Source organism: Amycolatopsis melonis (assembly GCF_040064235.1).
GTDB lineage: Bacteria > Actinomycetota > Actinomycetes > Mycobacteriales > Pseudonocardiaceae > Amycolatopsis > Amycolatopsis melonis.
Map to the genome: position 1 here is coordinate 254,025 of NZ_JBDZYD010000009.1, position 11,302 is coordinate 265,326.

Genomic DNA, 11,302 nt, shown 5'->3' on the forward strand with positions numbered 1-11,302 from the left:
CCACCCGGATCACGGCGACGTCGGGAACAGGGCGGCGGGCAGCGTCAGCTTCGCCCCGGCCGTTCCCAGCGTCGTGTAGTCCGACCGCTCCCCGGCGTACTGCGAGCCGAAGGTGGCGTTGCCGAGCTTCGTCTGGGCAGGCGCCGTCAGCGGCACCGAAGTCCCGGACGGCCCGGTGACGACCACCGTCGTGCCCTGGACGTACCCCGACACGGTGCCGGCGCCCTGCGTGGCCGTCCAGCGGTCCTGGGCCTGCAGGGCCTGGCCTTCCTGGGTGAGCGTCGCGTTGACGACCGGCGTGTTCGTGGCGAACACGCCGCGGTAGGCCGACAGCACCCCGCCCATCACCGGGTAGGCCAGCCGGTCCTGGACCAGGTTCGACTGGTGCATGTAGAACGGCCGCGGGTCGTTCTGCAGCACGTAGCCGAGCGTGATCTGGATCTGCTGCGGCAGGATGTAGGAATCCCATCCGGTGTTCGGGTCGAGCGGCGCGATGCACGTCGTCGTCGAGCTGCTTTCGCAGATTCCGCTGCCGCCGTTGGCCGCCGAGGTGTAGAGCCAGTTGTATTCCGACACCTCGTCGCGTTTCGTGGCCACGTTGTAGAACACGTTGATCGGGTGCCTCGGCACGCCGAGCGCGGCGCCGACCGGCCGCTGAGCCGCTTCGCGCGAGGCGTCGAGACCCAGCCACTTCACCCCGTCGGGACCCAGCGCGTTGACGAAGTTCGGGTTGTCGGACGGCTGCTGCGGCAGGATGAACGTGCCCGAATGTTCCCCGGCCACCAGTTCGCCGCCGCGCACGGGAATCCCGTTCTGCCGCGCCCACTGGGTGTTCTTCGTGATTTCGCTGTTGACGGTCGCGGAGGACACCCAGACGGTGTTGCCCGCGGCATCGGTCGCGCACCGCCAGGGAATGACGGTGAAGTCCTGCACGCAGCCCAGGAACTGGTGGGTGTAGGTGTGGTTGACCCACCGGAACTGGCTCGTCATGAGCTGGAACTGGAACAGCAGCGGGTCGAGCAGCGCGAAGTTGTCCTGGAGGTACTGCGCCGACGCGCCGCCGTTGAACAGCAGGTCCAGCGTGAACGAGTTCTGCTGCTCCCACGAGGACGCGTAACTGGCGTCGGCACCGCTCATCCGGACCGGGGTGGTGTCCGGCGTGCCCGGCGGGCAGGCGCCGTCGCCGGGGGTGCACTTGCCGGCGTCGCTCCAGATCGCGTCGTAGCTGAAGACGTCGTCGATGTGGACGCTGAAGTAGTTGCGCCAGTACCCGAAGTGCAGGCCCTTGGTGACCCAGCCGACGATGCCGTGCGCCAGGTACCGGAACTGGCCCTGGAAGTAGTTGTAGCCGAAGCTGATTTCCAGCTGCTGGCGGTTTCCGGTGGTGTAGACACCCGCGAGGGTGCCCGTCGTCGACGTCCCGGGGATCGGGGCGGTGAGGAACGGCGTGAAGCTCGACGTCGTCGTGTTCGCCAGCGGCTGGCCCAGGTAGCCGTAGGAGGTCGGGCCGCCGGGCGTGCCGTCGAACTTGAACGATCCTTTGAGGTAACGGAAAGCGTCGCCGCGCGCGGCAGCGGTGGCGGTCACCGTGACGCCGTCCAGCGAGCCCGCGTACGTCGGCGGGTTCATGCCCACGTTCGCCGACGGGTAGACGTAACTGTCCACCTCCCGGATCGCGTACGAGCTTTCGTAAGTCGTCAACGCCGTGCGTTCGTCCGGCGAAAGCGCCGGGGTGAAGTCGCCCGGCACCACGACACCTTCGAACTTCGCGTGCGGCGTGCCGTCCGCGAGGGTGTCGGCGAGGAAGGCGCCGGTGATGACCGGGCGCGCGCTGTCGTTCAGGTCGACGACGGTGGTGGCGACGCCTTCGGACGCCATCTGCCGCCGGATCGCGTCCACCCAGGGCGTTCCGTCGGTGACCACGAGGACGTTCAGGTCGACGCGGGGCGGGCCGGCCGCCTGCGCGGTGCCCGCCGTGACGGCGAACCCGCCCGCACACCCGGCCGTCAGCACCAGGGCGATGGCGGGGCGCCACTTTCCGAGATGTTTCACGCCAACTCCTTCTGCGGCTGGGCACGGCTGTCGGCTCGACGCTAGGCGCGCCGCGGCGCGGGGAACTCATCCAGCAGGACGAGAGTCGTTACGTCTTCGGCCCGGTTGCCGGGCGCATGCCCGAGGACACCGCGACCCGGACGGCTTCCAGGCTGCTGCCGACGCCGAGCTTGGTGAGGATCTTGTGGGTGTGCGTCCGGACGGTGTTGGCGGAGACGCACAGCTCCCGCGCGATCTCGGACCGTCGCTTGCCGTCCACCATGCTCGCCAGCACTTCCCGCTCGCGGTGGCTCAGCATGTCGAGCGGGCCGGTGCGGTCGCGGGCCCGCCGGAAGTCCTCCCGCAGCGCCCGCAGCACTTCACCGAGATGGGCGGGCGGGTAGCTGGCCTGCCCGAGCCCGGCCCCGCGCAGGACGTCGACGAGGTGGTCGATCGTGCTGTCTTTCGGCACCCAGGCGAGCACGCCCGCCTTGGCCGCGGCCACCGCCAGCGCGGTCTCCCGTCGATCGGTGAGCGCGACGACGGACAGACCGGGGAACTCGGCGGCCAGCCGGTCCAGCAGCACCCGCGGGTCGCTCCCGCAGTGTCCTATCTCGACAGTGACGACGTCGGGCCGGAGCCCGGCGAGCCGCGGCAGCAGCTGCGGGTCGCCGGCGGCCGCGCCGCCCACGACGCAGACCCCCGGCGCGAGCGACAGCCGCGCGGCGAGCGCGTCACGCAGCATCTCATGGTCGTCGACGAGGAAGATCCGCACCATGGGCATGTCCTCACGGTGCGCCGCGGCCACGCCGGAGTCATCGGGTGCCGGCATGAGCCCGTTCTCCTCCGATTGCACGACGCCACCGCTTCCGGGCGGCGGCCAGGTCGTCGTAGAGGTCGTCGACGCGCGCGGCGACCGAGGCGATGCCGTACCGGTCGAGCACGGCGTCCACCGCCACCCGCGGCCGGGGACCGGCCTCGATCTCCTTGCGGATCTCCGCCCGCAGCTCGGGCACGCCGCCGGTGACCCGGCGGGCGCGGTCGGTGCCGATCCCGTCGAGGGCCGGGCACGCGGTGAACAGCGCGGGCATCCCGTTGGCCAGTGCCTCCAGCACCGACAGCCCGAACGTCTCCTGCGCGGAGGTGGACACGTAGAGGTCGAGCGCGGAGAGCATGGCGACGCCGTCGGCCTGGTAACCGGCGAAGACCACGTGCCCGGCGACTCCGCAGGCGGCCGCGACGCCTTCCAGTCGGTCCCGGTCGGCGCCCTGGCCGACGATCAGCATCCGGCAGTCCTCGCCGAGCAGCGGGGCCGCGGCCTCGATGGCGAGGTCGATCCGCTTCGCCGCGTCCAGCCTGCCCATCACCCCGAGCACGAACGCGGCGGGCGGGATGCCGAGCCGGGCGCGGGCATCGGCCCGCCGCACCGGGTCGAACGCGAGCCCGTCGAACTCCAGCCCGTTCGGGATGGTGACGATCTTGCGCGGCGGCACGCCCCACTTCACGAGCCGCTCGCGCACCGTTTCCGACACCGCGATCGTCGCGTCCGAGAAGACGTCCGTGGCGAGGTAGAGCGCCCGCACGCCCGCGGTCATCCGGCGGCGCTCGATGTGCGTCTCGCCGATCGAATGCTCGCTCGTCACCACGACCGGGGTCCGGGCCAGCCAGGCGGCGACCCGGCCGTAGAGGCACGCGCGGTAGAGGTGCACGTGGACGACGTCGAACCTCTCCGCGCGGATCAGCCGGGCCAGCCGCAGCACGGCGGACAGCTCGGTGTTGCGGCGCATCCCGAGGTCCCGGACGCGGCCGCCGTCGTCGCGGATCATCCCGGCCACCGTGGCCGGGTTGTAGAGGGTGAGCACCTCGGCGTCGTGGCGGGTGTGCTGGAGCAGCATCCGGACCTGCAGCTCGGCACCGCCCACGTCCAGCCCGGTGATGATGTGCAGAACTCTCACGGTCGTTCTCCTTCGGATCGGCGGGAGCGGCGCAGGCCGGACAGGGGCGTGCCGAGGGTGCGGGCGAGGATGACCAGGTCGGTCCAGCACGACCGGTGCTCGATGTAGGCGTTGTCGAAGCGGACCCGCTGGGCGATCGACGTGTCGCCGTGCAGCCCGTGCACCTGGGCCCAGCCGGTGACGCCCGCCGGCACGCGGTGGCGCTGGTCGTAGCCGGGGACGGTCCGTGCGAAGCGGGCCGCGAAGTACGGGCGTTCCGGCCGCGGCCCCACCAGCGACAGGCTCCCGCGCAGCACGCACCACAGCTGCGGCAGCTCGTCGAAGTGGGTGGCCCGCAGCAGGCGCCGCAGCCGTCCGCAGGTCTCCTCGCGGACCGCCCAGCTCGTGTCCGGGGCCGGGTCGTCGAGCGTGCGCAGCTTGACGATCGTCACCGGACGGCCGTCGCGGCTCAGGCGCACCTGGCGGAACAGCACCGGGCGGCCGTGGCGGACCAGCAACGCCGTCATCAGCACACCGAGCAGCGGGGCCACCGCGGCGAAGAGGAGACCGCCCGCGACGACGTCGAACAGCCGTTTCGCGAACCTTCCCGCGGGGGCCGGGGAAAGGACGGCGAGCGGGATGGCGTGGATCTCGTCCCGGTACCGGGCGGGCACCGTGGTGCCCAGCTCGTACAGGCGCGGGACGACCGAGACGCGCACCCGGACCGCGCGCAGGACCGTCGCCAGCTCGGCGTCGGTCGCGGCCGGGAAGCAGACGAGCACGTGCCGGACGCCGTAGCGCTCGACGATCGCGGGCAGGTCCTCCGGGGCGCCCAGCAGCGGCAGGCCGGACGCCGTTCCCGGCGGCAGCCGGTCGGCGAATCCCACCGGCACCAGCCCGTAACCGGGGTGCTCCCGCAGGATCCGGGCGATTTCGCGGCCGAGTGCCCCGGTGCCGGCGATCACGGCCGGTTCGGCCAGCAGGCGGTGCCGTCGTGCCGCGCGGACCCCGGCGCAGCAGGCCAGCCGCCCGGCGGCCAGCCCGGCCGCGGCCGCCGCGACGAGCACCCAGGACCGCACCAGCACCGCCGGGACCGCGACGGCGAACGCGAGCCACGGCAGTTCCTCGCTCCAGCGCGGGCAGATCCGCAGCCGCTGGGCCCCGGACAGCCGCAGGACACCGGAAACCGCGGCGAGGTAGGCCAGCGCGGTCCACGACAGCCCGCCGGCCACGGCGATCGCGGCGGCCGGCGCCCCCGCGTCGCACACCGGCAGCAGGACCGTGCCCGCGAGCACGGCAGGCCACCGCGTGCTCCGCCGGGTTTCGCCGGGGCACGCCGGTGCTCGCGCCGCGGGCGCCCGGACGGTCATCCGAACTGCCGCGCGAGGGTGCGGGCTGCGTAGTCCGCGCCGTAGACGAACCGCATGACCGGTCCGTAGGAGCTGGCGACCGCGGGGCCGGCGAAGAACAGCCCGGGAACGCTGGACCGGAACCCGGCGCCGACCCACGGCGCGTCCCCGATCCGCCGCAGCCGGGCCCGCAGGCGCTCGTCGAGGAACGCCAGCTGCCCGACCCCTGGCCGGTAGCCGGTGGCCGCGATGACGTGCTCGGTCTCGACCTGCATCGGCCCGTCTGCGGAGTCGAGGCGCAGCCGGACTCTGCCGTCGACCGCCTCGCAGCCGACGACCGACCGGCCGAGCAGGACCGGGAACTCGCCCTCGGTGCGCGAGCGCAGCCACCACGCCCCGGCCGGTCCCAGCGCGGTCCGGGCCCGGTGCACGCGCACGTTCGGCGGCAGCTTGCGGTAGAGCCGGGGCCGCGTCGAGTAGAACCACGTGGACCAGCCGGAGCCCAGACCGGCTTCCGGTTCCCGCAGCCGGTGCAGGACCGGGCGGTCCGGTGCCAGCGGCGGGCCGTTCCAGACCAGCCGCGGTGCCCGCGCGACGAGCCGCACGCTCGCCCCGGACTCGTGCAGCAGGGTCGCGGACTCGATCGCCGACTGCCCCGCCCCGACGACGATCACGTCCCGGCCGCGGAAGGCGGCGAGGTCCTTGTGGGCCGAGCTGTGCGAGCAGACGCGTCCGGGCAGGCGGGCGAATTCCGCGGGTACATGCGCGAAGTACTGGACGCCCGGAGCGCACACGACTTCGCGGGCCCGGACCCGCTCGCCTGCCACGGCCAGCTCGTACCCGGTGCCCGTCGCCGAAACCCGCTCGACCAGCCGCTCGTCGAGGTCGGGCGCATGCGCCTGCCGGAACCAGTCGCCGTAGGCGACGAAGGTGTCCAGCGGAACCGGCACGCCGTAGTCGCCGTACTCGCGGCCGGTCTCCCGGCAGAAGTTCGCCAGGGTGTGCGTCGCGCCGGGGTCGGACAGGTTCGAGGCGAAGCCCTGGGATTTCAGGAACATCCCGGCGGGCATCGCGTCGCGCCACAGCTGCATCGGCTGCCCGAAGTGGCGGAAGCGCACACCCCGCCCGCGCAGGTGCGCCGCGATCGACAGGCCGTACGGCCCGGCGCCCACCACGGCGACGTCGGTTTCACTGGCCATCGGTTTCTCCTTCCGGAGCGGCCCGGCCGGGCCGGTGACGCGGGGTCGCCACGGGTGGGCGGCCGCGGCCGGGGAACGGCTTGCCTGCCACGCGCCACGCCAGGCGTGCGCACATCAGCCCGAAGGGCCGCAGGTCGTCGCGGGCGAACCAGGCCAGCTCGTCGACCTCGCGCAGGGACCGCAGCCAGGCGCCCGGTGTCAGCAGGCCCTGCCGCCAGTAGCCGAAGGCGGCCGCCGGGTCGTAGTTCTCGACCAGGAACCCGCGACGGAGCGGGGTGCCGTGCGGGATCTCCCGGCCGGTGAGGTGCAGGTGCGCGGCCACGGCCACGTCGACACCGGCGTCGTCGGCGAACAGCCGGAACTGGGCACCGAGCCGCGGGTTGAAGTCCAGCAGCTTGTACTGCCCGTCGCGCGGGTCCCGCCGCAGGTCGAGGTCCATGATCCCGCGATAGGACAGCCGCTCGAACAGCTGCGCGGCGGCCGTGGCGAGCCCGGGATTCGGCTCCGCCGTGCCGAACGCGGTCAGCCCGGCGCCCGCCGGGTAGGAACGGTGCTTGCGCCCGGTGAACGCCGGGCGGCACAGGGACTGTTCGTCGCAGTAGCCGTGGAAGAACCAGTCGTCGCCGGGCAGGTACTCCTGCAGCATCAGTTCGTCGCCCGCGGCACGTTCGAAGAGCCCGGCCAGCTGCGCGCGGTCGCGGACCAGGGTCGTGCTGCGCGTGCGTCCGGCCCCCTGCCAGGGACGCAGCAACTTGACGACCACGGGAAACCGGACCTCGGCCGCTTCGCCGAGGTTGCGGGCCAGAGTCGTTGCCGGACAAGGCATCCCGGCGTGCCGGCAGAGTCCGTACAGCGAGAACTTGTCGGCGACCAGCCTGGGGAGTGCGGGATCGGGTTCGGGGAACAGGAAGGTCTCGCGCAGCTTCGCCTGGTACTCGGCGACGAACAGCGCGCCCGCGTCGTCGGTCGGCAGCAGGACGCTGCGCGTCCCGATCCGCTCCCCGATCCGGCGCAGGCCCGCCAGCAGCCGTTCCGCATCGCCGGTCCCGGGCCGCCACACCCAGCCACCCCGCAGGTAGCGGGAGGCACCGGCCGGGGTGAAGCGGTCCTCCTGAACGGCGTAGACGGGCACGCCGAGCCGGCCAAGGCTGCGGATCACGCCGAGCCCACCGTGGTGGAAGACGTTCGCATCGAGCTTGAGCACGAGCGCGGGCGTGGCGCGATCCACGTCGGGCACGGGTCTCGGCTGACGGCGCATCGGCAGTCTCCTCGGTCGGACTCGGACGACGATCACACGTCCATCGCGCCCGGACCTCCGGCAACGGGACGACCTTCGCTACGCACAAGTCATGGGCTCACGTCTGCCGCCAGTCCGCGACAAGCCGCGGCAGACCACCCGCCCGCGGCCCGCTTGCTCACCTCGGCCAGCGCGGCCCAGGTGTCCCGCACGTCGAAGCCGCGCGCGCACCGGGCGGCCTCGGCCCCTTCCCGGACGGCTAGCCCGTCGTCGGCGAAGCGGCGGAGGATCTCCCCGGCCAGCGCGTCCGGCGGCACCACCGCGCCCGTGCCCGGCCGGACGAGTTCCCGCAGCCCCGCCACGTCGGTGGCGACCACCGACCGGCCGCACGCCATCGCCTCGAGGGTGCTCAGCGGCAGCCCCTCCCAGCGCGACGGCTGCACCACGACGTCGGCCGCGGAAAGCCAGGGACGCACATCGGCGACGTGTCCGGCGTGGCGCACCCCCGGCCCGCGGGGGACTTCGCCGTCGCCGACCAGCGCGAGCAGCGCGTCCGGGCACGCGGCGCGGATCCGCGGCCAGGCGGCGAGCAGCCGGTCCTGCCCCTTCTGCCGCGTCAGCCGTCCCACGCAGACCGCGAGCCGCACCTGCGGCGCGATCCCCAGCAGGGACCGCGCCGCGGTCCGGGACGGCGTGTCCGGCCGGAACCGGTCCAGGTCGACGCCGGTGCGGACCACGGTGAACGTCCCGCCGACGCCGCCGCGGCGGCCGGCCTCCGCCTCACCGGACCCGACGCACACGATGACGTCGGCCCAGCGGGCCGCGTGCCGCTCCCAGCGCAGCGCCGCCCGTGCCGTCATGCCGGTGGCGGCCGCCCAGGACCAGCCGTGCGGCTGGAACAGCGTCGGCAGGCGGCCGCGCACCGCCAGCCGTCCGGCGAGACCGGCCTTGGCCGAGTGCAGGTGCACCAGATCGGGCCGGAAGGCCCGCACCAGCCGGGCCAGGCGGCGGGCTTCGGCCGCCGTCGCCGGTCCCGGTTCCCGCGTCGCCTGCCAGGGGAGCAGCGGAACCCCTTGCCGGGCAAGGCTTTCCCCGATCCGCGCGGGACCGGCGACCGCCACCCGCCAGCCCCGGGCCCGCTGGTCCGCGGCCGCGGCGGAGACGTAGCTCGCGGCGCCGCCGCTGCCGGGCTGGAGGACGTGCAGGACGGCGACCACCGCGGATCACCGCGCCGCGGGTTCGAGCCGGCTGCTCCGGGCCGTCACGTGGTGACGCAGCCGCTTCGCCCGCAGCCGCAGCCCGCGGTCCCGGTCGCCGACGTAGGTGCGCGGAATCGCGAACCGCGAGTCGAGGCCGCTGTGGTGGACCGCGCAGGCGTAATCGTATCCGGCGGCCCGGACGGAGGTGACCGTTTTGCCGTCCAGGTCGCCATAGGGATAGCAAAAACCCGTCACCGGTTCTTCGACGACCAATTCCAGCGCTTCCCTGCTGCGGGTGATTTCCTCGGGCCAGGTCCGTGGCGGCAACGCGGGAATGTGGGTGTGCCACATCCCGTGCGAACCGATCTCGATACCCATGGTGACCAGTTGCCGCAGTTGTGCGGCGTCCATCAGTTTTTTGCGGGGGCCGTCGCCGTCCCACTCGTTGGTTCCGCCGAGCCGTCCCGCGACGGCGAAGACCGTCGCGGTGAAGCCGTACCAGGCCAGCACGTGCGCCACCGTCTCGGTGAAGTCCGCGTAGCCGTCGTCGAAGGTGAGCCCGACCAGGCCGCCGGCCGTCCCGCGGTCGTGGCGGGCCAGCAGGGTGCGCATCGACACCCCGCGCAGGCCCCGCCGCCACAGCCAGCGCATCTGCGCCTCGAAGCGGTCCGGGCTGACGGTGATGCGGTAGGGATCTTCGGTGTAGCGGGCGATCGAGTGGTACATCAACACGAGCGGCATCCCGGCTGCCGAGTCAGTCATCCGTCCTCCCGGTCGCCGTCGCGTAATCGCGCAACTACCCGGAGGCTAACGAAGGTGAGGGCGAGGTAAATCCGTTACCGGGACGATTCCTGCTCGCACCGTTGCGGTAGTCGAGGCTCCCCACGACGGGTCAGTGCACGTAACCCTCCACGCGTTCCGGACGATTAGAGGGCAATACGCCGCCAGGGCGTCCACGCGAGGTGCATGATGATTACGGACACTTCCCCGCTGCCCGATCCCGGGCCGGTCAGGCCGATGGACACCGGCGGCGTTCTCCACGATCTCGGACACGGTTTGTTCGCTTTGTCCTGCCTGACCGAATCGGTGCTGAATGCCGGGCCGCTGCCCGCAGGAATGCGAATACCGCTCACTTTGATTTCGGGCGAAACGGCCCGGCTGCTCGACCTCGTCCGCCAGGCAGGCACGGCGGAAAGCACGCCGAAGCCGGTGGACGTCCGTGCCGTGCTGGAGGCGGTGGCCCAGGTCGCGGCCCGCACGAGCGGCACCACGGTGACACTGAAACCCGGGGCGCCGGTGTGGCTGGTGACCGACGAAACGGCGCTGTGGCGCATGATCACCAACCTGGTGGACAACGGAGTGCGCGCCGCGGGCCCCCGCGGCGAGGTGGAGCTGGCGGCCGAGCCCGGCCCTCCGGCGGTCGTCACGGTCACCGACGACGGCCCGGGGTTCGGCGAAGGCGCCCGCGGCTGGGCAGGCCGCGGCTTGCGGGTGGTGTCCGAGCAGGCGGGCGCGGGCGGCGCCCGGGTCCGGATCGAGCGCCGCACCCCACGCGGCACGTGCGTCCGGCTTGAATTCGCCGAAGCGGTGTCCGAGGCCACGGGATGAGCCATGGCCACTCTGGTAATCGGTGACGACCATCAGGTGTTCGCGGACGCCCTGGGCACGGTGCTCGGCCAGCAGGGTTTCACGGTCCTCGACATCGAGCTGACCCTGGCCGGGACGATCGCGGCGGTGGGCGCCCTGCACCCGGACCTCTGCCTGATCGACCGCCACTTCACCGACGGCGAAGGCACCCGCGCGGTCAGCAGGCTGCGCACGATCGGCGAGGCGACCAAGGTGATCGTCCTGACCGCCGACCACGACCCGGCGGGCATGATCCTGGCGATGGCCGCCGGAGCGGTCGGCTACGTCCACAAGACCCGCGGCCTGCCTGCCCTGGTCGGAGCGATCCGCAGGGCGTATTCGGGTGACATCGTCGTCGCCCTGCCGTCCGGCGAAACGGCACGGCCCCGCGGCGACATGGACACCGTCCGCCTGGCCTCGTTCTTGACGACGAGAGAGCGCCAGTGCCTGGCGTTGCTGGCCGAGGGCCAGGGCACCACGGCCATGGCACACCGGCTGGGCATTTCGGCGACGACGGTCCGCACGCACGTCCAGGCGGTCCTGAACAAGCTCGGCGTCCACTCCCGCCTGGAGGCGGCCTCCCTGGCCGTCCGCCATGCCCTGGTGGACGACCTCGACCTGCACCGGCAGCCCGATCCCCGGTCGTGGGGGGGGGGGGGGGGGGGGTGGGTTTTTTAATCTGTACCAAAAGCCCCGCCCCCCCCCCCCCCCGCGCCCCCCGGCCACG

At 72.9% G+C, this 11,302-nt stretch carries 10 protein-coding genes; 2 read left to right on the forward strand and 8 right to left on the reverse strand.

Annotation, left to right across the window (positions count from 1 at the left end; translation table 11 throughout):
* Window positions 1-9 precede the first annotated feature (9 nt).
* From ABJI51_RS24965 to ABJI51_RS25000, 8 genes are all read right to left on the reverse strand, one after another.
* Window positions 10-2,052 carry a hypothetical protein gene (locus tag ABJI51_RS24965; RefSeq protein ID WP_348953828.1) on the reverse strand — a complete coding sequence of 681 codons (2,043 nt, stop codon included), beginning with the start codon at window positions 2,050-2,052 and terminating at the stop codon, window positions 10-12.
* 88 nt (window positions 2,053-2,140) lie between these two features.
* A complete protein-coding gene (locus ABJI51_RS24970; protein WP_348953829.1) occupies window positions 2,141-2,863 on the reverse strand; it encodes a response regulator transcription factor in 723 nt (240 codons plus the stop codon).
* A complete protein-coding gene (locus ABJI51_RS24975) occupies window positions 2,847-3,986 on the reverse strand; it encodes a glycosyltransferase (RefSeq protein WP_348953830.1) in 1,140 nt (379 codons plus the stop codon). Before ABJI51_RS24975 ends, ABJI51_RS24970 begins: the two co-directional genes overlap by 17 nt.
* On the reverse strand, window positions 3,983-5,335 hold the full coding sequence (locus ABJI51_RS24980; RefSeq protein WP_348953831.1) for a sugar transferase: 1,353 nt from the start codon (window positions 5,333-5,335) through the stop codon (window positions 3,983-3,985). Before ABJI51_RS24980 ends, ABJI51_RS24975 begins: the two co-directional genes overlap by 4 nt.
* The gene (locus ABJI51_RS24985) at window positions 5,332-6,513 is read right to left on the reverse strand and encodes an NAD(P)-binding domain-containing protein (RefSeq protein ID WP_348953832.1); all 1,182 of its coding nucleotides are present in this window, start codon (window positions 6,511-6,513) and stop codon (window positions 5,332-5,334) included. The genes ABJI51_RS24980 and ABJI51_RS24985 overlap by 4 nt, the downstream gene beginning before the upstream one ends.
* Window positions 6,503-7,750, reverse strand: a complete 1,248-nt coding sequence (locus tag ABJI51_RS24990; RefSeq protein ID WP_348953833.1) for a carboxylate--amine ligase — start codon at window positions 7,748-7,750, stop codon at window positions 6,503-6,505. The genes ABJI51_RS24985 and ABJI51_RS24990 overlap by 11 nt, the downstream gene beginning before the upstream one ends.
* Before the next feature lie 110 nt (window positions 7,751-7,860).
* The gene (locus ABJI51_RS24995) at window positions 7,861-8,967 is read right to left on the reverse strand and encodes a glycosyltransferase (protein ID WP_348953834.1); all 1,107 of its coding nucleotides are present in this window, start codon (window positions 8,965-8,967) and stop codon (window positions 7,861-7,863) included.
* A 6-nt stretch (window positions 8,968-8,973) separates the two neighbouring features.
* On the reverse strand, window positions 8,974-9,711 hold the full coding sequence (locus ABJI51_RS25000) for a polysaccharide deacetylase family protein (RefSeq protein WP_348953835.1): 738 nt from the start codon (window positions 9,709-9,711) through the stop codon (window positions 8,974-8,976).
* Between the two features lie 372 nt (window positions 9,712-10,083).
* On the opposite strand from ABJI51_RS25000, the gene ABJI51_RS25005 reads away from it, so the two are divergent.
* Both ABJI51_RS25005 and ABJI51_RS25010 read left to right on the forward strand, forming a co-directional pair.
* Window positions 10,084-10,557 carry a sensor histidine kinase gene (locus ABJI51_RS25005; protein WP_348953836.1) on the forward strand — a complete coding sequence of 158 codons (474 nt, stop codon included), beginning with the start codon at window positions 10,084-10,086 and terminating at the stop codon, window positions 10,555-10,557.
* Window positions 10,558-10,560: 3 nt separating this feature from the next.
* Window positions 10,561-11,253 (forward strand): LuxR C-terminal-related transcriptional regulator, encoded by a 693-nt coding sequence (locus ABJI51_RS25010; protein ID WP_348953837.1) that lies wholly within the window; start codon window positions 10,561-10,563, stop codon window positions 11,251-11,253.
* Window positions 11,254-11,302 lie beyond the last annotated feature (49 nt).